Here is a 20,459-nt window from a genome sequence, read left to right as displayed (position 1 = left end):
CCTGCTTCTTTAAGCAGTTCCCATTTTTCAGTCTGACACAAATCGTCTGAAGGCTTAGCCTGAAGGCGATTTCTGGCCGGTGACCACCGGCCCGGCGCCCATGCGCCGCAAGCCTAGGCGGCGGATGCCGCCGCCCGGCGCTTGAGGGAGCACCAAATCATCTTCCGGTCCGCGTTTTTCAGGACCGGCATGGTTGTCAGGATACGGCCCCGGCGATACCTTCGCCGGGGCTTTTTATTTGCCCACCACCGAATGACGAGGTTCCCGCAATGACCACCCCCGCCGCCGACGGTTTCTTCATGCCCGCCGAATGGGCGCCGCATGCCCGCTGCTGGATGGGCTGGCCCGTGCGCGCGGAGACCTTCCCCAATGGGCTGGCGGCGGCGCGGGCGGCCTATGCCGCCGTGGCCAGGGCCATCGCGGAATTCGAACCGGTGACCATGCTCTGCCCCGACGGGGAAATTGCTTCCGTCAGCCTGGCCTGCGGTCCCGGCGTGTCGGTGCTGCCCATGGCCACCAGCGACAGCTGGGTGCGTGACAATGGCCCCAGCTTCGTCATTGACGGCAAGGGCGGGGTGGCCGGCGTGCATTGGGGCTTCAACGCCTGGGGCCGCAACTATGATGATTTCCAGCCTGACACGGCGGTCGGCCGCCTGATCCTGGAAAACCAGGGTCTGAAGCGCTATGCAGCACCCCTGATCATGGAGGGCGGGTCCTTCCATGTGGATGGGGAGGGCACCTTGCTGACCAGCGAGGAATGCCTGCTGAACCAAAACCGCAACCCGCATCTGTCGCGGGCCGAGATAGAACAGCATCTGGCCGATCATCTGGGCGTGCGGCAGTTCATCTGGCTGAACAAGGGCTATGAACAGGACGAAACCGACGGCCATATTGACGAGATCGCCTGTTTCGTGAAGCCGGGTGTGGTCCTGACCATGGTCACCGACGATACGACCGATCCCAATTATCCCGTCTTCCAGGACAATCTGGCCCGCCTGCGCGCGGCCCGTGATGCGGCGGGGCGGGAGCTGGAGGTGGTGACCCTGCGCACCCCGGCGCGCCAGGAACAGCACGGCGTGCGCCTGACCCTGTCCTACACCAATTTCTACATGGCCAATGGCGGCATCGTCATGCCGCTGTTCGAAGACCCGATGGACGCCGAAGCCATCAGTCTCTTCACCCGCCTGTTCCCCGACCGCCGCATCCTGCCCGTCCCCGCCCTGGACATCGTGCGCGGCGGCGGCGGCATCCACTGCATCACCCAGCAGCAGCCGGCGGGGTGACGTGGGGTGGTACTTCAAGCACCCTTTTATGGGTTTCTTCCTGATCGCGAACACTGCCACCATAAGCAGCGCGATAAAGTGTCACTAATTCACTTCCGATGCTACGCATGGCATCAGCGCTTAGGTCCACACGCCCCTTGCCATCAGAAAAACTAAATCCCACAAGAACAGGATCGGGATTGTCTGCAGAAATTTTTTTGTTCCATGGTGAAACGTTGTGATTGTCTCCATGAGACATACTATTTCTGAGCCAAACAAGCATCTCCCACATTTTGCAAGATGCGAGATCAAATTCTTTAGATTTGCATTTATCCTGACCTCTGCGTTTAGCGTGCAGGCAGGCTGAAACTCTCCCGGAGCCTTTAAACTTTGCAGCACTCCATGGGCTTTCAGAAATACGCGATTGAAGTGGTTTTAACTTCTCCGGCCATATTTCATAGCTCTCATGGGCTCCAACACTCTGCCGAATCCAGGCTATGATTGCGCTGAATAATGCGAACGCATGAGTAGTGCCGTATTCGGTGTCATTTGCTGTTTCCTTAAGAAGCTTTCCCAACCTATCAACAATGACCCATTGGATGTGGTTTTCTTCTATCTGCACAACATCACCCATTTAGCGGTCGATAGCCTAAGTAGCATTTGAGAATAATGGCATATTCTTCCGTCACTTCCATCCTACTTATAAAACCCCTGCCGCAGCTTCACCCCATGCTCCAGCCAGACCTTCAGGGCGCAGAGCATGCCGGTCCAGCCCTCGCAATTGCCATAGGATGTCTTCAGCCCCTGCGGCGTTTCCGACCAGCCATATTCGGTGATGCGCACCCAGGTGCGGCCATCGTCCAGCGGCTCGAACGTCATGACGATGGTCGTGCGCCGGTGGCCGGCCTCATCGGCGTCTACGGCCCCTTCCCGTCCGTCCCATTGCAGGGTGATGCTGCGATCCTGAACCACGTCCACCACCCGCACAGGAAAAGCGCCTGGGAAATCATGAAAATCCCAGGTGACAACGGCCCCGGTCTCCAGCCGGCCCTGCGCGCCGCCCGTCGCGAAATATTCCGACAGAGCGCCGGGATTGACCACCGCCTCAAACACTTCCGCCACCGGCTTGGCGATGCGGCCGCCCACCGTGAATTTCACATCCATGATCATTTCCTCCCTGTTACCCGCCCCCATTATGTTATAGAATTATAACATGTCAAACGATGATCTGGATGACGCGCTGTTCAAGGCGCTGGGCCACCGCACCAGGCGGCAGATGCTGGACTTGCTGAAGGCGGGGCCGCGCACCACGGGCATGCTGTGCGACAGCCTGCCGGACATTGATCGCTGCACCGTGATGCAGCATCTGAAGGTGCTGGAGGATGCGGGGCTGGTGGTGGCGGAACGGCGGGGGCGCGAACGCTGGAATCATCTGGACGCCCTGCCCATCCACGGCATCCATGAACGCTGGATCGGCCCCTATGCCGCCTATGCCTCGTCCCTGCTGGCGCGGCTGAAGCGTCAGGTGGAGGTGCCGGCCGGGCCGGATGAAAAGGTGTAAACCGTCTCAGCCCTTATGTTCCGACAGCAGCGACTCCAGCCGGCGCCGCTCGGGCCCCAGATGCAGCCGGTATTTCGCCAGACCAAAGGCCGCCACGGCCAGCATCGCCCCCCCGGCCAGGATCAGGAACTGTTCAGCATTCTGCCCGCTCATCTTGCCGCTATCGCGTAGCGCCGACACGGCCAGCAGCAACAGCGGCAGCATGACAGCCCAGGCGCCGGCCACGATCAGCAGCCTTTGCCGGGCGGCCCGGTTGGCATCCAGCAAGGCCGCCCAGACTTCCGGCAGGCTGCCCCCCGTACCCGCATGGTCGCGCAGATGGCGCCAATGGCGACCGGCGAACAGCACCAGCATCAGCCAGCAAGGGGCCAGCAAAGCCAGGGATGCGGCACTGTCGCGGGCATCACCGTCCGACGCCATGGTCTGCAACAGCCCCAATCCGGTCAGCAGGGCCACGATGGCCCCCACCGCCCCCAGGAACAGCGTCGTGCGGTGGCGCCGTCCCGTCAGGTCACGCATCATCGTCTCGATCATCATGTCGCTCCGTGCAGGATCCGGGTGGTTGGGACCGGACTGAAACGTCCGGGTGACAGGATCGTCATGCATGCGTTTCCTCCTCCCGCATCTGGGCGGTCAGACGCTGACGGGCGCGGGTCAGGCGCGCCCCGACATTGGTTGTGGACATGCCGTGGATAATGGCCATGTCGGCATAGGACAGGCCTTCCAGGGACAACAGCATCAGGGATCGGTCGATCGGCGGCAGTCCGCGGATGGCGGCATATAACCGGTCAAGCCGCACCTGCTCCGCGGCGTCGCCCGTATCCAGCATCAGCAGGGCAAGCTCGGCCTGCCCCTGGCGGGCGCGACGGAACAGCCAGTTCTCCCGCCGCCGCCAGGTCAGGGCCCGGTTATGGGCGACACGATGGATGAAGGTGACGGCCGATGCCTCGCCCCGGAAGGCGGGTGCTGCCTTCCACACGGCAAGCAGCAGTTCCTGAAGCAGGTCGCTTTGATCGGCCGGGTCGGCGAAGGCGCGGGCGATATGGACCAGGATGCCCAGATGCGCCCGCATCCATTCCCGGAAAATCTGGTCCTGCCCCTCCACGTCACGCCCCCCGTTGCTGGTTCGATCCGTTAGACGGCGGCGGCAGGCATGTTCTTACATTGGGTCGAAGCTTTTTCCGCCTCTTGGTGAAATCTCACGAATAATGGAGCAGACCCAGGGCAAACAGGGCCATCGTCAGCACCACCGCCGCCCGCAACCGGATCAGGCGCGGTTCGCGCAGGATGGCATAGGCACGGTAGAATCGTTGTTCATCGAAATAGCGGTCATCGCCGGCTTGCATCCGCTTTTCCACCTGTCTTGCCGTCACCTGCGGCCAGGCAAGGTCGAAGGCCGACCACAGGCAAAGGGCCAGGATAAACAGCGTCTTGGCATCCATCTCTCACCCCCGGGCCGACACCAACCGGAAAGAGATTACCCCACCAGAAACGCCATGCCAACACTGGCCGGGGCCGTGTGCTTGAACCCGTATTGGGCGTACAGGTACTGCGCGTCGCCATCGGCGATCAGGCTGACATAGGCGCTTTTGGGTGCATGGGCGTGCAGATGATCGACGATGGCGGCGACAATACGCTTGCCCAGACCGCGCCCCTGGTGCGCCGGGTCGACGGCGATGTCGCAGACCTGGAAGAAGCAGCCGCCATCGCCGATGACGCGACCCATGCCGACCACCGCCCCATCCTTGACGATGCGCACGCCGTACCAGCTGTTGGGCAGGCCGATGGCCGCCGCCTGTTCCGTCTTCTCCGACAGGCCGGAAATACGGCGCAGGCGGCAATAATCCGCCACCTCCGGTACGCCGGTCAGCAGATCATAGCCGTCAGCGCCGGGGACCATCAGATGCCGCCACCCTGCTGCTGCTGTTCACGGCGGAACGGATGGGCCGGATAGACGCCCAGGAACGTCACTTCGCGCGCGAAGAAGCCCAGCTCCTCCATGGCCAGCCGCAGCGACCTTTCCTCCGGATGGCCTTCCACATCCATATAGAACTGCGCCGCCGTGAACCGGCCATCGACCATATAGCTTTCCAGCTTGGTGATATTGACGCCGTTGGTGGCAAACCCGCCCAGCGCCTTGTAAAGCGCCGCCGGGACGGAACGCACGCGGAAGACGAAGGAGGTGACGCTGTCCGTTTCCCGCGGCGGCACATTGGGTTCGCGTGCCAGGATCAGGAAGCGCGTGGTGTTATGCGCCGCATCCTCGATCCCCTTGGCCAGCACCTGCAGGCCATAGATCTCGGCCGCCAGGTCCGAGGCGATGGCGGCCTTGGTCGGATCGTTCCACTTGGCCACATCGGCGGCGGCCCCGGCCGTGTCGGCATTGTTGACCGGCGTCAGGCCGCGGTCGCGCAGATAGGTGCGGCACTGAGAAAGGGCCTGGATGTGGCTGTGCACCTCCTTCAGCCCTTCGATGGTGGCGCCCTTCGGCGCCACCAGGCAGTGGACGACGCGGTGATAATGCTCGCCCACGATATGCAGGCCGCCGCGCGGCAGCAGGTAATGGATGTCGGCGACGCGGCCCGCCACCGAATTTTCCACCGGGATCATGGCCAGCCGGGCCCGTTCCTCATGCACGGCGGCGAACGCATCCTCGAACGAGGCGCAGGGCAGCGACACCATGTCGGGAAAGACGCTGCGGCAGGCCAGGTCGGAGTTCGCGCCGGGCGCGCCCTGATAGGCGATGGTGGAGGCGGGCATGTCTTGGCTCTTCAACAGACGGAGAAGGATCGGCGCCGTGGGGATCACAGCGCCGGCGATGGGGCCAGCATCCGGCGGGCGCGGTCAAGGTCTTCGATGGTATCGACCCCCAGCGGCACAATGTCCACCCGCGCCAGCGCGATATTCATGCCGTTGGCCAGCGCACGCAGCTGTTCCAGCTTCTCCCGCCGTTCCAGCACGGAAGGCGACAGGGAAACGAACCGTTCCAAGGCAGCCCGGCGATAGGCGTAAAGCCCGATATGATGGAACAATGGCCCCTCGCCCCAGGGTGCGGTGGCGCGGGTGAAATAAAGCGCGCGGCCGGAAACCGCCCCCTCCGCCATCTCCACCACGGCCTTCACCACATTCGGATTCGTGCGTTCGGCCGCCTCGGTGATGACCGCCCCCAGCGTGGCGATATCCACCGACGCGTCGGCCAGGGGCCCGAACACGGCGCGGATGGCGGCAGGGTCGATGGTGGGCAGGTCGCCCTGGACATTGACGATGGCGTCGTGCCGGCCCTCGGGGTCGATGCGGCGCACGGCCTCCCACACCCGGTCCGACCCGGACGGGTGGTCAGGGTCGGTCAGCACCGCCTGCCCGCCGGCAGCCGTCACCGCATCGGCAATGGATGGCTCGGCCGCCGCGACCAGCACGGGGCCGATCCCGGCCTCCATCGCGCGGCGCCAGACATGCACGATCATGGGCGCGCCATGGATGTCGGCCAGCGGTTTGTCGGGCAGGCGCGTGGACCCCATACGGGCGGGAATGACCACCAGGGGATGGCGCGGCAGCGATTGGTTCTTCTCTGTCATGGTTTTCCCGTGCGACATTTGGTCCGTCAGGTCAAGGCGGAAAGCCATGTGCGTTCATGCATCCTTCAGCTAAGTATCGCGCATGGATTTCCGGCATGGCAGGCATGGACGTGCCCGCATGTTGGCGTTATTGTGCCCGCGCCCGGCGTACCCAAGGGATTAGGACTGATGGCAAGCAGCACCTTCAATAAGATTTTCATGGCGATCCTGACGGCGGCTCTGATCGCCCTTCTGGCAGGTTTCGTCTCCAAGAAGCTGATCCACCCGAACTTCCCGGCGGAACGCGCCTACAAGGTGGACGTGCCGGAATCCGCAACGGCGGAGGCTGCTCCGGCTGCCCCGGCGGAACCCGATCCGGTCAGCCCGCTGCTGGCTGCTGCCGATCCGGCGGCTGGCCAGAAGCTGACCAAGGCCTGCGCGGCCTGCCACAGCTTTGAAAAGGGCGGCGCCAACAAGGTCGGCCCGAACCTGTGGGGTGTCGTGAACGCCAAGCACGCCCATGCCGAAGGCTTCGCCTATTCCGACGCGATGAAGTCGCAGGAAGGCGTGTGGGATTACGAACACCTGAACAAGTTCCTGGCGAACCCGAAGGTGGCCGTGCCCGGCACGAAGATGAACTTCGCCGGCTTCAAGAAGGTCGAGGAACGCGCCGCCGTGATCGCCTATCTGCGCTCGCTGGCGGACAATCCGGCCCCGCTGCCGTAATCGGCATCGGCTTCGGAACATGGTATGAGGGGCGGCAGCGATGCCGCCCCTTTCTTTTTGGGGCGCCCCTTCCGGGTCAGGAGATGTGAGATGTCTGTCGTTTGCGACCACCTGCTTGATCTTGCCAACCGCTGTGCGGATGCCGCCGGGGCCGTTGCCCGCCGTCATTACCGCACGCCGGTGGCGGTGGATGTGAAGGCGGACAGTTCCCCCGTCACCATCGCCGACCGGGAGGTGGAGTCGGCCATCCGCGCCATCCTGGAGGCGGAGCGTCCCGACGATGGCATCCTGGGCGAGGAGCATGGCAGCCGCGACCTGAATGCCGAATATGTCTGGGTCATCGACCCGATCGACGGGACCAAGTCCTTCATCACCGGTCGCCCGCTGTTCACCACCCTGATCGCGCTGCTGCACCGCGGCGTGCCCGTGATGGGCATCATCGATCAGCCGATCACCGGCGACCGCTGGGTCGGTATCAGCGGCCGGCAGACGACCCTGAACGGCCAGCCTGTGCAGACCCGCCCCTGCCCCGATATCGCGCTGGCGACTCAGGCGGCCACCATGCCCTTCCATCAGGTCGAATTCGCCATGACCCAGGCGTCCAGCCGCTACATGGTCTGGGGCGGTGATGCCTATGCCTTCGGCCTGCTGGCCAGCGGCTTCATCGACCTGATGGTGGAGGCAGGCTTGCAGCCCTATGACTGGGCTGCCCTGGTGGCCGTCATCGAAGGGGCGGGCGGCGTCATCACCGACTGGGACGGCCAGCCGCTGCGCCTGGGCTGCAACGGCAATGTCGTGGCGGCCGGCGACCCGGCCCTGCATGCCCACGTCCTGTCCATGTTCCGCGACCGCCGCTGACGCGGCCCGGCGGCACGCGGCTGGCGGCAAGTGGGGGTTAAGCCCTCAGCGCACCGATCCCGGTCCGCCGATCCGGGAAGCGGGCAGCCTCACCGTGACCGTGGTGCCCACGGCGGGCGTGCTCTGCATGGTCAGCGTGCCGCCATGCGCCTCGGCATAGCCCTTGGCCAGCGGCAGGCCCAGGCCCGCCCCCGCCTGACGCCGGTTATGGCCCGCTTCGACCTGGGCGAACGGCTCCAGCGCGATGCGCATGGCGTCCACGGTCATGCCGATGCCGTGATCCGCCACATCGATCAGCAGATCGCCGGTCAAGCCATCGATCCGCACCTGCACATCGACGCGCTGCCCGGTTTCGGAAAAGCGGATGGCGTTGCCGATCAGGTTGACCATGATCTGCTTCATGCGCACCTCGTCCGACAGGACGCGGATGCCGGCCGGCGACACGTCGATGCGCAACGGAATGCCCTTTTCCGCCGCCTTCTCCCGCACCAGCCGTTCACAGCGTTCGATCAGGGCGGTGATATCCACCCAGCTTTCCCGCAGTTCGAACGTGCCGGCATCCATGCGCGCAATATCCAGCAGGTCGTTGACCAGCCGCAGCAGGTGCAGGCCGCCCTCATAGATGTCGTTGGCATATTCGCGGTACTGCTGCGTCCCCAGGCTGCCCAGCAGTTCGTCGCGCAGAATCTCTGAAAAGCCGATAATGGCGTTCAGCGGCGTGCGCAGCTCGTGACTGATATTGGCCAGGAACTGGCCTTTGGCCCGGTCGGCCACCGCGGCGCGGGTTTCCGCGGCGCGCAGATTTTCGTTATTGGTGATCTCCGTGCGCCGGTCGCGCGCCACCAGCGTCAATTCCCCGACACCATCGTCGGGCGACGTCAGGATGGCCAGGTCCACGGGCACCGTCATGCCATTGGCGGCCGTCAGGCGCAGGGCTGACCATTCCAGGCGCGTCGGCTTTCCCCCCGCCTGCATGCGGCGGTGGAAGATCAGCCGGTCGCGCTCATAGACCAGGTCCACGAAATGCCGGCCAACCAGCGCCTCCCCCTCCATGGCGTTCAACAGCTCCACCCCGGCCCTGTTGATCAGGCTGATCCGTCCGTCATTCAGCAGGCAGACCGCGTCTGGCAGCGTATCGATCAAGCCGCGATAGCGTTCGCCTGCCTGTCGCAGCCATTCCGACGCCGCCCGCCTTGTAGCCGCGGCCCGCTGTTCGCGCAGCAGCAGCCATCCCGCCAGGGTGATGGACACGCCGCACAGCAGCGCCAGGACCCAGGCGATTCCCGCCAGGAAATCATGCGCGGGCAATGGATTGCGCCAGCTTATCCATCCAACCGGCGGCGCCCCGATGGCGGCCCCGGCCTCCCGCAGTTCAAGCAGCGAACTGTTGGCACTGACGACGGGCCGGCTGGGCATGTCCACATTGTCCAGCAGCAGCGTGTCCAGCATCCGGGCGATCGCCGCCCGGTCCAGGCGCAGGAGAAAGACCAGGGCGGCGCCATCCTCCCGCACGGGTCCCCCCAGGCCGGGCCGGATATCGGCCACGCCGGCCAGATACAGCCCATCGGGCAGGCGAACGACCCCCGTCATCGCCTCGGTCATGCCGGGCGGCGTGGCAACACTGCGGCCGATCAATGTCTGCAAGGGGGGCGGGACGGTCAGTTCGGCCCGACGCTCGGGTGACAGGCGCTTGCCGTCCTGCACCGCATAGGTCACCTGCCCCTGCCGGTTGACGACAAGGGTGGCGGCAACGCGAAAGGCGCCGTTCAGATAAAGGCCGACATTCTCGTCCGCCCAGGCCTCGTCAAGCGGGTTGGTCAGGTGGGTGGCCGCGGCGTCCCAGCCGGCATAGTCGCGGACTGTCGCCCCCAGCACCGCCTCCGACGCCGCCAGCGTGCGGCGCACACGCTGCACGGTCTTGTCATTCTCCTGCCGGTCGAAATGCTGGGCCGCCACGAACAGGGCAATGGCCATGGCCGCCGCCAGCAGCAACAGGATGGCCATGACTGAAAAGAAAAAGCCGCCGATGCGCCCGGGCGATGGGGCAGGCGGGTAGCGGATCGGGACGGGCGAGGGTTCCTGCATTTGCTGATGATGCGATCGTCCGGTCAAGGTTGGTCATCCTTCACCCTATCGACCAATGTTTCAACTGTGATTCATACCCATTCCAGATGCGCCGGCCGGATCGGGAATGGGTATGGCGGCGACCGCCACAGCACCGCACATGCGGCGTAGCCGGGCCGCCGACGGCGGCGCTGGCGATTGAAGCCCGGTGATCGGGCGCGACCATCAAGACAGGGTATCAGCGGATTTTATCGCCGCCGACCAAGCAGCGGTCGCGTGAAAATGACAGTTTGATGACAAGCCCGCCCGTATAAGCAGCCGTGAATAGTCGTGCCCATAATGCAACACGCAGGCGACGTCATGAATTCGTAATAAAAACGCATCAATTCGGCAATCCCCGTTTGATACCCGTCCGCCGGGGCCTGACGAGCAACCGACACCATCTGAGCAGGCGGTCTCGGTGCACTGAAAGGCTTTTGTCGACCGTGAATTCCCATCGGAGAACAACAATGAGCCTCAAGTCCACCCTGCTGGTCGGCGCTGCCGTCGCTGTCCTGGTTGCCGGCCCGGCTGCGGCCCAGTCCGCCGCCCCGTCCCAGGCCCAGATCGAAGCGCTGACCCAGCAGATCCAGGCCCTGCAGAGCCAGATCAACTCGCTGAAGGACTCGGTCGCCAAGGATACGGCCGCCACGAAGAAGACCATCGACGCCATGCCCAAGGTCACCGCCGATGGTGGCCGCATCCGCGTCCAGACCGCCGACAAGGCCTTCGACGCCGCCATCCGCGCCCGCATCCACATGGATTACGGCTTCTTCAACGGCGGCAAGAACTTCACGACGGACGCCACCGACGGCTTCCAGATGCGCCGCGCCTTCCTGGGCGTCGCCGGCAAGGTCTATACCGACTGGACCTATGAATTCACCGCCAACTTCGCCGACAACCGCGGCGGTGGCACGCAGATCCAGGCCGCCAATATCGGCTATACGGGCATCAAGGACTGGACGATCGTCGCCGGCGTGATGCAGCCGAAATTCACGCTGGATGACAGCACGTCCTCCAACGACATCGCCTTCATGGAACGCGCGCCCATCGGCAACATCATCGTCGGCATCGGCGGTTCCGACAGCCGTACCGCCATCGGCGTGACCAACAAGGGCAAGAGCCACTTCGTGGCCGCCTATGTCACGGGCAACCAGACCAACACCAGCGGCACCTTCGACGACCAGGTCAACATCCTGGGTCGCGGCGCCTATGCCTTCTGGCAGGCCAATGAAGGTTCGGCCGGCATCGGCGTGTCGGGCGTGATGCAGACCACGCCGCAGGCGACCGCCCGTCCGGTGACCGCCGGCACGGCCACCACCTCCATCAGCTTCGGTGATCGTCCGGGCCTGCGCGTTGGTGGCAACCGCACCTCGCTGACCAGCACGGGCACCATCAGCCAGATCGACAGTGCCTATGGCTATGGTGCCGACCTGGGCGTCAATTACAAGAACTTCTGGGCCGCCGCCGAATATTATACGGTCGGCGCCAAGTATGCCGACTACACCGCCACGGGCGCCAAGCAGACCCTGGATGATCCGGAATTCAACGGCTACTACATCTCCGCCGGCTACATCCTGACCGGTGAGCGTCGCAACTATAACATCGGCGAATGGACCGGCGTGAAGCCGGCTTGGCCCGTCGGCCAGAACGGCTTCGGCGCCTGGGAAGTTGCGGCCCGTTACAGCCGCGTCGACCTGATCGACCGCAAGGGCGGCGTTTCCGGCAGCGGCACGGGTGTCGAGACCAACTGGACCCTGGGCGTGAACTGGTACATCAATCCGGCCCTGCGCCTGATGCTGAACCACACGATCAACGAGACGGAGCGTCCGAACGGCACCAAGGTCGATCTGGATATCACCGCCGCCCGCATGCAGTTCCAGTTCTGATATCGGTCTCTGGGGTCGGCGCGAAATTTCGGCGCGCCGACCCCTTGGGATACGATGCAAAGGGCCCACCGGCTTCACCGCCGGTGGGTTTTTTTATTCACCAGACAACTTTTCGGTCAGCGAATAGATCGCCAGGGCACGGCAACGGCGATAACCTATACGTCTGCATATATTCGTATGTATCTTCCCTGCAACACGGCCGGGCAAATAGATCCACCATAGTGGAAACTAACCAAAAGACGTAACGCCCTCGGGATGACGGGCGTCTGGCGGGCGGGCCATGCTCCGGCCTGGGAACAAGCCTCCTTAAAACAAACAATGGATTGCCCATGCCGAAAATCCTCACCCGGATGTCCTCCGGACCCGCGATCGGAGCCGCCCTGCTCTCCCTGATCGGCTTCTCGCCCGCTCTGGCCGCTGTCGATGGCCCCACGGCCGCCGTCGCCGTCAAGGCTCTGAACTTCGTCCAGCCGAAGCCGGCCAAGCCGGTGCCGGTCACCATCGTCGCCGACGCCGGGCAGGCCGCTGCGGCCGAAGCGATGAAGGGCGCGCTGGGGGGCGATGTAACGGCCAAGGTGGTCGAAGGGGCGGGCGGGGATGTGTCCGGTGCCGCGGCCATCATTGTCACGGGCGGCACCGACATCTCGGGCAAGGCCGCTTCCGGTCAGTTGATCATTGGCGACATGGCCTGCATGGCGGCCGGCAAATGCGCGCTGGCCGTCGAACGTCAGGCCTCGGGTGCTGCCAAGTACCATGTCAACACGGCCGCCCTGACCAAGGCCGGCATCAGCTTCGACAAGAATTTCCAGATGCTCGTCACCGCCCACTGAGCCGTAGCGCGACCAGCAGGAGTATAATCAATGAAAATCAAGATCAGCCTTTTGGCCGCCGCCGCCGGCATCGCCCTGATCGGGACCGCCGCTCACGCCCAGACCATCGATTATGGTACGCTGCAGGATGCGTTCGGCCAGGCCGTGACCACCGGCGCCACCGGCAAGCCGCAGGTGCAGTCGGATGCGCCGGCCGCCATGCGCATCATCACCGCGGCCGAGATCAAGGCCAGCGGCCTGGACAATCTGCCCGACATTCTGGGCCGCGTGGCGGGTGTCGACGTGCTGCGCTGGGGCAGCGCCTCCACCGATGTCGGCCTGCGCGGCTATAACCAGGCGGGCAATCCGCGCCTGCTGGTGCTGCTGAACGGCCGTCAGGTCTATGCTGATCATTATGCCCTGGTGACCTGGTCGGCCATTCCGGTGCAGCTGTCGGAAATCCGCCAGATCGAGGTGGTGAAGGGCCCCGTCGGCGCCATCTATGGCTTCAATGCCGTGTCGGGCGTCGTCAATATCATCACCTACAATCCGCTCTATGATAATGCCGGTCAGGCGACAGCCCGTATCGGCAACCATGGCCAGCGGGAAATCGGCCTGTCCAAGGCCATGAAGCTGACCGACAAGGTCGGCGCCCGCTTCTCGGCCGGCTATAAGGAAGCGGACGAGTTCAGCAAGGGTAACCTGACGGCGGGCGAAAGCGCCGCCCGGGACAATCCGGAAGCTACCAACGTTGCCGCCGCGATCATGGCCCAGGTGACGGATACTGTGCAGGCGGGCGTGGAAGTCACCCACTCCAACGTGCATCAGTACGAACTGACCCCGTCCTTCACCTATAACTGGGACGTGTTCAAGACCACGTCGGCTAAGGCGGATATCGCCGCGGACGCCGGTTCCTTCGGTCTGGTCAATTTCACGGCCTACCGCACCTGGCTGGACCTGAGCTACAGCAGCGGTGCCGCGGTGTCGGATGTGCAGACGACGGTGGTGCAGCTGTCCGACCTGATCCAGGTGAATGCCGACCACACCGTGAAGCTGTCCGGCGAATTCCGGCACAACGAACTGGACCAGATGCTGTTTGGCACGGGCAAGGTTGGCTACGATGTCTGGGCTGGCGCCGTGATGTGGGACTGGAAGGTCACCGATCAGGTCACCTTCACCAACGCGGCGCGCGTCGATTTCTTCAGCCTGCAGAACAAGGGCCTGCAGACGGCTCCCTATGGCGCTGCGGCTTACGACCGCGACATGACAAAAGCCAGCCTGAACAGCGGCCTGGTCTACAAGCCCACGGACACCGACACCTTCCGCGCCACCTATGGCATCGCCAACCAGTTGCCCTCGCTGGTCGAACTGGGCGGGCTCTACAGGGCCAGCGCGCCCGGCGTTTATCTGTCGGGCAACCCGACCATCGATCCGACGCGCGTCGACAGCGTTGAACTGGGCTATACCCGCACGGTGCCGGCCATCAATGGTCATGTCGGCGTCAACGTCTTCCGGCAGAAAAGCACCGATCTGAAATCCTTCATCGGCAGCGACCTCGTCAAGGTCGGCAACCTCTATGCCATGGCGCCGATCAACGCGGGCGACAGCAAAAGCTGGGGCAGCGAGGTCGAACTGGCCGGGGCCACCGACAAGGGGCTCAACTATGCGCTGTCCTACACCTGGACGGACATTAATGACGACCTGACAGTCAACCGGACCGCCACGACGCGCCCGATCAACTACGAAGGATCGGCCCCCAAGCACAGGCTCCAGGGCATGCTGGGCTATACGGTCGGTTCGCTGTCCGCCCAGGCCAATCTGGCCTACCAATCCCATCGTACCCTGCTGAAGGCGCCCACCTCCTTTGCGGGATTGAGCAAGGTGGAAATCGACGGCTACTGGTCGGCCGGTGCGACCATCGGTTACCAGTTCGATACCGGCACGGAAATCCGCCTGTCCGGCACCGACCTGCTGCGCCCCGACACGCTGACCGTCCCCGGTCTGCGCACGGAACGTCGTCTCTACGCGACGCTCTCCCAGAAGTTCTGATCCTCCGGTCCCCCGGCCCTTTCGGGGCTTTGGGGGACCCTCTCCTCAGCCATGAAATTATCCTGCCCCGACTGCGAAATATCATTTCGCGGCCAGGGTGGGACATTTCCCGTTCCATCTAATAAAATTTAGTAAATCTACAAAATCAATAACTGATCTATACATCGATTTCTCAATAATGGTCCAATTTGATGCCTCATATCCGACATATCCTTAAGAAGTATCAGATCATCGATGACAATTTATATTTCTGATATCATGGTAAATCCTGAAATTATCAATTTCACCCAAACGATGGACTGATGATGCCTAACAAACATATCCGGGTATGGGCGACCGCGCTGATTGGGGGATTGGCGCTCGCGGGTACCGATTTCAACGTCGCGCAAGCGGCGCTGGACGGCCCGACGGCCACCGTCGCGGTAAAGGCCCTGAATTTCGTGCAGCCGAAGCCGGCCAAGCCGACCCCCGTTGTGATCGTGGTCGATGGCGGCCAGGCGGCCGCCGGCGATGCGGTGAAGACCGCCCTGGGCGCCGATGTGACCGCGAAGGTGGTCGACGGAACCGGTGATATAGCCGGTGCTGCCGCCATCATTGTGACCGGCGGCGCCGATGTTTCGGGCAAGGCCGGTGCGGGCCAGCTGATCATCGGCGACATGGCCTGCATGGAAGCTGGCAAATGCGCCCTGGCTGTCGAACGTCAGGCGTCGGGTGCTGCCAAGTACCACGTCAACACCGCCGCCCTGACCAAGGCCGGCGTCAGCTTCGACAAGAATTTCCAGATGCTCGTCACCGCGCATTGAGTCACGGCAAGATCAGCAGGAGTAAGAACAGCATGAAAAAGTCGATTCTGTTGGGCGCCACCGCCCTGATCGCCGTCAGCGCCAATGCCCAGACGATCAATTACACGGCCTTGCAGGACGCGTTCGGCCAGCCGGTGACCACCAGCGCCACGGGCAAGCCGCAGGTCGCGTCGGACGCTCCGGCCACCCTGCGCATCATCTCGGCGGCAGAAATCAAGGCCAGCGGCCTGAACAACCTGCCCGACATCCTGAACCGTTACAGCGGCCTTGACGTACTGCGCTGGGGCGTTGGCGACGCCGACGTCGCCATCCGCGGCTACAATCATGGTCACTATCCGCGCATCCTGGTCCGCATCAACGGCCGCCAGGTCTATAATGACCATTATTCGATGGTGGTGTGGAGCACGCTCCCGGTCACCCTGGCGGAAATCAAGCAGATCGAAATCGTCAAGGGCCCGGTCGGCGCCATCTATGGCTTCAATGCCGTGGCCGGCGTGATCAACATCATCACCGTCAACCCGCTCTATGACGATGCCGGCAACGCCACCGTCCGCGCGGGTATGAACGACCAGCGTGAAGCCAGCATGGTCAAGACGCTGAAGCTGGGCGACAGCCTGGGCCTGAAGCTGTCGGCGGGCTACAAGGAGGCCGACGAGTTCCAGCGCGGCAACCTGACCACCGCCGAGCGCGCCCGCATCACGGACATGGAAGCCAACCATGTGTCGGCGTCCGGTCTGGCCCAGGTGGCCGACAATATCCAGGTGGGATTTGAACTGTCGCGCAGCTACTCGCTGCAGGACAATTACACCACCACCGGCACCTATTTCGCCATTGAATATATCGCCAAGGCCGCCAAGCTGGATGCGGCCATCGATGCCGGCGATATCGGCCTGCTGAACTTCACCACCTACCGCAACTGGCTGGATTTCGACTACCGGGGCTTCGGCGTGGCCGATGCCCGCCTGACGGTGGCGCAGATCTCCGATCTGATCCAGATCGGTTCTGATCATACGGTAAAGGTCACCGGTGAATATCGCAGTTCCGAAATGGGCCGTTGGCCGCGACCGGGCGGACGGATCAGCGCCGATATCTTCGCGGGTTCACTGATGTGGGACTGGAAGGTGTCGGACAATGTCTCCTGGACCAATGCCGCCCGCATCGACGCGTTCAGCCTGGAATACAAGGGTGAAGTGCCGACGCCGCGTCTGGTGTCGGAATTCGACCGCAAGATGACGAAGGCCAGCTTCAACAGCGGTGTCGTCTACAAGCCGACGCCCGACGATACGGTCCGCCTGACCTACGGTCTGGCCAACCAGCTGCCCGCCATGTTCGAACTGGGCGGCTATTATGGCGGCACCACCGGGGTCGGCAATCCGGAGCTGGACCCGTCGCGGATCACCAGCTTCGAACTGGGCTATGATCACGCCGTGGCCGCCATCAATGGCAGTATCGGCATCGCCGGCTATCGCCAGATCACCAAGGACGTCAAGGCGACGACGGGCGGCACGCCCGACCGCGTCCTGGTCAATGGCGTGCTGACCCAGACCTTCGTGAATGCCGGCAAGTCCAGTTCCTGGGGCATCGAAGCCGATGTGAAGGGCACCATCGCCGGTGGCTTCAATTACGCGGCTTCCTACACCTGGACCACGATCAGCGACGACCTGACCATCAACCAGGGCCTCTATCCGACCCGTCCCGTCAAGTATGAGGACGGTACGCCCACGCACCAGTTGAAGGGCAATGTCGGCTGGACCGACGGCGCCCTGTCGGCCGATCTCGGCATGGCGTGGCAGTCCAGCCGGTATCTGCTGCGTCCGGGCACCGGCACGCTGACCGGCTACCACATCCCCACCAAGGTCGACAGCTATGTCAGCGGCACCGCAACCGTTGCCTACAGCTTCAGCACGGGTACGGAACTGCGCGTGACGGCGCAGGACTTCCTGCGCTCCAATACGGAAGCGACGACGGTTCTGCAGACGGAACGGCGCATCTACGCGTCGATCTCGCAGAGCTTCTGATCAGGTTCCCTCCGGCCCGGCCGGGCCGGAGGGGCCGACAGCCGGCCCCGTCCTCGGGACGGGGCCGGCGCCCTGATATAACCTGAAGATATTCAGACACGATCTTTCTTGCACATCACAATAATATACCTTGGGATATATCGGAATTTTACTCGCCATCGCTAAAACAAGAATCCGCTGACGACATTAAATAACACATATCCCTAAGATGTATATTCCACCACCTGACACATACGTCATGTCTATGCTCTCTTACACGGGAAGAGAGCATTTCCTCGTGAGAGCTGGATACAAGATGCATAAGAGACACATGCGGGTGTGTAAAGTGGCGCTGGTGGGGGCATTGGCGCTGGCCGCGGCACCCTTCACCACCGCCCACGCGGCGCTGGACGGCCCGACGGCCACCGTCGCGGTAAAGGCCCTGAATTTCGTGCAGCCGAAGCCGGCCAAGCCGACCCCCGTTGTGATCGTGGTCGATGGTGGCCAGACGGCCGCGGGCGATGCGGTGAAGTCCGCCCTGGGGGCCGATGTGACCGCGAAGGTGGTCGACGGGACCGGTGATGTCGCCGGTGCTGCCGCCATCATTGTGACCGGCGGCGCCGATGTTTCGGGCAAGGCCGGTGCGGGCCAGCTGATCATCGGCGACATGGCCTGCATGGAAGCCGGCAAATGCGCCCTGGCTGTCGAACGTCAGGCGTCGGGTGCTGCCAAGTACCACGTCAACACCGCCGCCCTGACCAAGGCCGGCGTCAGCTTCGACAAGAATTTCCAGATGCTCGTCACCGCGCACTGAGCCGCGGCAAGACCAGCAGGAGTTATGAATAACATGAAAAAGTCGATTCTATTGGGCGCCTCCGCCCTGATCGCCGTCGGTGCCAATGCCCAGACGATCAATTACACGGCCTTGCAGGACGCGTTCGGCCAGCCGGTGACCACCAGCGCCACGGGCAAGCCGCAGGTCGCGTCAGACGCGCCGGCAGCCCTGCGCATCATCACCGCCGCCGACATCAAGTCCAGCGGCCTGGACAACCTGCCCGACATCCTGAACCGCTATAGCGGCGTGGATCTGCTGCGCTGGGGTGCAGGCAGCGCCGATGTCGCCGTGCGCGGCTACAACCAGGGTTCCTATCCGCGCCTGCTGGTGCTGGTGAACGGGCGTCAGGTCTATAATGACCATTTCGCCATGGTCGTGTGGAACACGATCCCGGTGCAATTGTCTGAAATCAAGCAGATCGAGATCGTCAAGGGCCCGGTCGGCGCCATCTATGGCTTCAATGCCGTGGCCGGCGTGATCAACATCATCACCGTCAACCCGCTCTATGATGATGTCGGCACGGCCACCCTGCGCGGCGGCACCGGCGACAAGCGCGAGGCCAACATGGTCAAGACGCTGAAGCTGGGGGACAAGGTCGGCGTGAAGCTGTCCGCCGGCTACAAGAAGATGGACGAGTTCGACAAGGGCAATATCACGGCCACCGAGCGCGCGCGCCTGACCGATCCGGAGGCCAACAATGTCTCCGTCGCCGGTCTGGCCCAGGTGGCGGACAATGTGCAGGTCGGTGTGGAACTGTCGCGCAGCTTCTCCTACCAGACCAACTACACCACCACGAACTCCTACTTCGCCATCAAGTATGTCGCTGAAAGCGCCAAGGCGGATGTCAGCGTCGATGCCGGCGATATCGGTCTGGTGAACTTCACCGCCTACCGTAACAAGCTGGATTTCAACTACCTGGCGCTGGGCGCCTCGGACGTGACCACCACGGTGGCACAGCTCTCCGATCTGGTGCAGTTCGGCTCGGGCCATACGCTGAAGGTCACGGGCGAATATCGCCGGGCCGAAATGGGCCGCTGGCCGACCCCCGGTTCCGACATTGGCTATGATGTGTTTGCGGCCTCCACCATGTGGGATTGGGCCATCAGCCCCACCGTCTCGCTGACCAACGCGGTCCGGGTCGATGCGTTCAGCCTGGATTATTCCGGTGCCGCCTCCACGCCGCGCGTCGCGTCGGAGTTCGACCGCAACATGACCAAGTTCAGCTATAATGGCGGCCTGGTGTACAAGGCATCGCCCAATGACACGGTACGTGCCACCTTCGGCATGGCCAACCAGTTGCCCAGCCTGCTGGAACTGGGTGGCTACTACACGGCCGGTGCGATACCGACGCTGGGCAACCCGCATATGGACCCGTCGCGCATCACCAGCTTCGAATTGGGCTATGACCATGTGATCGAGGCCATCAACGGCCGTTTCAGCCTGTCCGGCTATCGCCAGCACACGAAGGATCTGAAGACCTTCACGGGCGGCACCGCCGACCGCATCCTGATCAATGGCAGCCTCGCCCAGACCATGGTCAATGCCGGCTCCTCCTCCTCCTGGGGGCTGGAAGCAGAGCTGGCCGGTGCCATTGCCGGCGGCTTCGGCTACAGCGCGTCCTATAGCTGGACGAAGATCGACGACAAGCTGACGGTCAACAAGGGCGCGCTGGCCACCCGTCCGATCCTGTTCGAGGATGGCACGCCCGAACATAAGCTGCGCGGTGATCTGAACTGGACCAATGGCGCGCTGTCTGCCGACCTGGGTCTGGCCTGGCAGTCCGACCGTTACCTGCTGCGTCCCGGTACCGGCACGCAGACGGGCTATCAGATCGCCACCAAGGTCGACAGCTTCGTCAGCGGCAGCGCCACTGTCGCGTACAAGTTCAACACCGGCACGGAAGTGCGTGTAACGGCGGCTGACTTCCTGCGCTCGTCCACGGCTGCGACGGCGTCGGTTGAAACCGAACGGCGTCTCTACGCGACCCTGTCGCAGTCCTTCTAAGCTGATGCA

At 63.4% G+C, this 20,459-nt stretch carries 20 protein-coding genes; 11 read left to right on the top strand and 9 right to left on the bottom strand.

The features are described from left to right. Nucleotides 1–269 precede the first annotated feature (269 nt). On the top strand, nt 270–1,283 hold the full coding sequence (locus tag ACODTW_RS01325) for an agmatine deiminase family protein (RefSeq protein ID WP_488944063.1): 1,014 nt from the start codon (nt 270–272) through the stop codon (nt 1,281–1,283). Here ACODTW_RS01325 and ACODTW_RS01320 read toward each other — a convergent pair. Then, the gene (locus tag ACODTW_RS01320) at nt 1,258–1,896 is read right to left on the bottom strand and encodes a hypothetical protein (RefSeq protein WP_488944062.1); all 639 of its coding nucleotides are present in this window, start codon (nt 1,894–1,896) and stop codon (nt 1,258–1,260) included. The genes ACODTW_RS01325 and ACODTW_RS01320 overlap by 26 nt on opposite strands. A 62-nt stretch (nt 1,897–1,958) precedes the next feature. Then, the gene (locus ACODTW_RS01315; RefSeq protein ID WP_488944061.1) at nt 1,959–2,426 is read right to left on the bottom strand and encodes an SRPBCC domain-containing protein; all 468 of its coding nucleotides are present in this window, start codon (nt 2,424–2,426) and stop codon (nt 1,959–1,961) included. 49 nt (nt 2,427–2,475) lie between these two features. On the opposite strand from ACODTW_RS01315, the gene ACODTW_RS01310 reads away from it, so the two are divergent. Beyond that, entirely contained in the window at nt 2,476–2,823 is a 348-nt protein-coding gene (locus tag ACODTW_RS01310) for an ArsR/SmtB family transcription factor (protein WP_488944060.1), read from the top strand. Nucleotides 2,824–2,829: 6 nt separating this feature from the next. On the opposite strand, the gene ACODTW_RS01305 is transcribed toward ACODTW_RS01310, so the two are convergent. The 6 genes from ACODTW_RS01305 to ACODTW_RS01280 form a co-directional block, all read right to left on the bottom strand. Further along, complete coding sequence (locus ACODTW_RS01305; RefSeq protein WP_488944059.1) at nt 2,830–3,360, bottom strand: hypothetical protein; 531 nt, start codon at nt 3,358–3,360, stop codon at nt 2,830–2,832. Nucleotides 3,361–3,421: 61 nt separating this feature from the next. Further along, nucleotides 3,422–3,928, bottom strand: coding sequence for an RNA polymerase sigma factor (locus tag ACODTW_RS01300; protein WP_488944058.1), 507 nt, complete (start codon nt 3,926–3,928; stop codon nt 3,422–3,424). A 94-nt stretch (nt 3,929–4,022) separates the two neighbouring features. Next, nucleotides 4,023–4,265 carry a hypothetical protein gene (locus ACODTW_RS01295; protein WP_488944057.1) on the bottom strand — a complete coding sequence of 81 codons (243 nt, stop codon included), beginning with the start codon at nt 4,263–4,265 and terminating at the stop codon, nt 4,023–4,025. Nucleotides 4,266–4,300: 35 nt separating this feature from the next. Beyond that, nucleotides 4,301–4,723, bottom strand: coding sequence for a GNAT family N-acetyltransferase (locus tag ACODTW_RS01290; protein ID WP_488944056.1), 423 nt, complete (start codon nt 4,721–4,723; stop codon nt 4,301–4,303). Further along, nucleotides 4,723–5,583, bottom strand: a complete 861-nt coding sequence (locus ACODTW_RS01285; RefSeq protein WP_488944055.1) for a prephenate dehydratase — start codon at nt 5,581–5,583, stop codon at nt 4,723–4,725. Before ACODTW_RS01285 ends, ACODTW_RS01290 begins: the two co-directional genes overlap by 1 nt. 44 nt (nt 5,584–5,627) lie before the next feature. Beyond that, a complete protein-coding gene (locus ACODTW_RS01280; protein ID WP_488944054.1) occupies nt 5,628–6,398 on the bottom strand; it encodes a 3-deoxy-manno-octulosonate cytidylyltransferase in 771 nt (256 codons plus the stop codon). Between the two features lie 168 nt (nt 6,399–6,566). Here ACODTW_RS01280 and ACODTW_RS01275 point away from each other — a divergent pair, with 168 nt between their 5' ends. Further along, entirely contained in the window at nt 6,567–7,103 is a 537-nt protein-coding gene (locus tag ACODTW_RS01275) for a c-type cytochrome (protein ID WP_488944053.1), read from the top strand. Between the two features lie 90 nt (nt 7,104–7,193). After that, nucleotides 7,194–7,961, top strand: coding sequence for an inositol monophosphatase family protein (locus ACODTW_RS01270; protein WP_488944052.1), 768 nt, complete (start codon nt 7,194–7,196; stop codon nt 7,959–7,961). A 45-nt stretch (nt 7,962–8,006) separates the two neighbouring features. Here the strand turns inward: ACODTW_RS01270 and ACODTW_RS01265 are convergent, their stop codons facing one another. Further along, on the bottom strand, nt 8,007–10,073 hold the full coding sequence (locus tag ACODTW_RS01265; RefSeq protein ID WP_488944051.1) for an ATP-binding protein: 2,067 nt from the start codon (nt 10,071–10,073) through the stop codon (nt 8,007–8,009). A 461-nt stretch (nt 10,074–10,534) separates the two neighbouring features. Here ACODTW_RS01265 and ACODTW_RS01260 point away from each other — a divergent pair, with 461 nt between their 5' ends. The 7 genes from ACODTW_RS01260 (at nt 10,535) to ACODTW_RS01230 (ending at nt 20,450) form a co-directional block, all read left to right on the top strand. Then, nucleotides 10,535–11,953 carry a porin gene (locus ACODTW_RS01260; protein WP_488944050.1) on the top strand — a complete coding sequence of 473 codons (1,419 nt, stop codon included), beginning with the start codon at nt 10,535–10,537 and terminating at the stop codon, nt 11,951–11,953. Between the two features lie 329 nt (nt 11,954–12,282). Then, a complete protein-coding gene (locus ACODTW_RS01255) occupies nt 12,283–12,783 on the top strand; it encodes a hypothetical protein (protein WP_488944049.1) in 501 nt (166 codons plus the stop codon). A gap of 30 nt (nt 12,784–12,813) precedes the next feature. Continuing rightward, nucleotides 12,814–14,811 (top strand): TonB-dependent receptor plug domain-containing protein, encoded by a 1,998-nt coding sequence (locus ACODTW_RS01250; protein ID WP_488944048.1) that lies wholly within the window; start codon nt 12,814–12,816, stop codon nt 14,809–14,811. Between the two features lie 302 nt (nt 14,812–15,113). Continuing rightward, nucleotides 15,114–15,614: a hypothetical protein gene (locus ACODTW_RS01245; protein ID WP_488944047.1), complete on the top strand. Its 501-nt coding sequence runs from the start codon at nt 15,114–15,116 to the stop codon at nt 15,612–15,614. A 32-nt stretch (nt 15,615–15,646) separates the two neighbouring features. Next, nucleotides 15,647–17,632 carry a TonB-dependent receptor plug domain-containing protein gene (locus ACODTW_RS01240; RefSeq protein ID WP_488944046.1) on the top strand — a complete coding sequence of 662 codons (1,986 nt, stop codon included), beginning with the start codon at nt 15,647–15,649 and terminating at the stop codon, nt 17,630–17,632. Nucleotides 17,633–17,942: 310 nt separating this feature from the next. Then, nucleotides 17,943–18,425 (top strand): hypothetical protein, encoded by a 483-nt coding sequence (locus ACODTW_RS01235; protein WP_488944045.1) that lies wholly within the window; start codon nt 17,943–17,945, stop codon nt 18,423–18,425. A 33-nt stretch (nt 18,426–18,458) separates the two neighbouring features. After that, nucleotides 18,459–20,450, top strand: coding sequence for a TonB-dependent receptor plug domain-containing protein (locus ACODTW_RS01230; RefSeq protein ID WP_488944044.1), 1,992 nt, complete (start codon nt 18,459–18,461; stop codon nt 20,448–20,450). The last annotated feature ends 9 nt before the right edge of the window (nt 20,451–20,459 follow it).

The sequence above is a fragment of the Niveispirillum sp. FG148 genome, from assembly GCF_057809655.1.
This window is presented reverse-complemented; position numbering and strand designations above follow the sequence as displayed.

What these genes read in the sequence shown, in the direction of transcription:
- ACODTW_RS01325 (WP_488944063.1), top strand. Translation starts at nt 270, where the DNA reads ATGACCACCCCCGCCGCCGACGGTTTCTTCATGCCCGCCGAATGGGCG.
- ACODTW_RS01320 (WP_488944062.1), bottom strand. Translation starts at nt 1,896, where the DNA reads ATGGGTGATGTTGTGCAGATAGAAGAAAACCACATCCAATGGGTCATT.
- ACODTW_RS01315 (WP_488944061.1), bottom strand. Translation starts at nt 2,426, where the DNA reads ATGGATGTGAAATTCACGGTGGGCGGCCGCATCGCCAAGCCGGTGGCG.
- ACODTW_RS01310 (WP_488944060.1), top strand. Translation starts at nt 2,476, where the DNA reads ATGTCAAACGATGATCTGGATGACGCGCTGTTCAAGGCGCTGGGCCAC.
- ACODTW_RS01305 (WP_488944059.1), bottom strand. Translation starts at nt 3,360, where the DNA reads ATGATGATCGAGACGATGATGCGTGACCTGACGGGACGGCGCCACCGC.
- ACODTW_RS01295 (WP_488944057.1), bottom strand. Translation starts at nt 4,265, where the DNA reads ATGGATGCCAAGACGCTGTTTATCCTGGCCCTTTGCCTGTGGTCGGCC.
- ACODTW_RS01290 (WP_488944056.1), bottom strand. Translation starts at nt 4,723, where the DNA reads ATGGTCCCCGGCGCTGACGGCTATGATCTGCTGACCGGCGTACCGGAG.
- ACODTW_RS01285 (WP_488944055.1), bottom strand. Translation starts at nt 5,583, where the DNA reads ATGCCCGCCTCCACCATCGCCTATCAGGGCGCGCCCGGCGCGAACTCC.
- ACODTW_RS01280 (WP_488944054.1), bottom strand. Translation starts at nt 6,398, where the DNA reads ATGACAGAGAAGAACCAATCGCTGCCGCGCCATCCCCTGGTGGTCATT.
- ACODTW_RS01275 (WP_488944053.1), top strand. Translation starts at nt 6,567, where the DNA reads ATGGCAAGCAGCACCTTCAATAAGATTTTCATGGCGATCCTGACGGCG.
- ACODTW_RS01270 (WP_488944052.1), top strand. Translation starts at nt 7,194, where the DNA reads ATGTCTGTCGTTTGCGACCACCTGCTTGATCTTGCCAACCGCTGTGCG.
- ACODTW_RS01260 (WP_488944050.1), top strand. Translation starts at nt 10,535, where the DNA reads ATGAGCCTCAAGTCCACCCTGCTGGTCGGCGCTGCCGTCGCTGTCCTG.
- ACODTW_RS01255 (WP_488944049.1), top strand. Translation starts at nt 12,283, where the DNA reads ATGCCGAAAATCCTCACCCGGATGTCCTCCGGACCCGCGATCGGAGCC.
- ACODTW_RS01250 (WP_488944048.1), top strand. Translation starts at nt 12,814, where the DNA reads ATGAAAATCAAGATCAGCCTTTTGGCCGCCGCCGCCGGCATCGCCCTG.
- ACODTW_RS01245 (WP_488944047.1), top strand. Translation starts at nt 15,114, where the DNA reads ATGATGCCTAACAAACATATCCGGGTATGGGCGACCGCGCTGATTGGG.
- ACODTW_RS01240 (WP_488944046.1), top strand. Translation starts at nt 15,647, where the DNA reads ATGAAAAAGTCGATTCTGTTGGGCGCCACCGCCCTGATCGCCGTCAGC.
- ACODTW_RS01235 (WP_488944045.1), top strand. Translation starts at nt 17,943, where the DNA reads ATGCGGGTGTGTAAAGTGGCGCTGGTGGGGGCATTGGCGCTGGCCGCG.
- ACODTW_RS01230 (WP_488944044.1), top strand. Translation starts at nt 18,459, where the DNA reads ATGAAAAAGTCGATTCTATTGGGCGCCTCCGCCCTGATCGCCGTCGGT.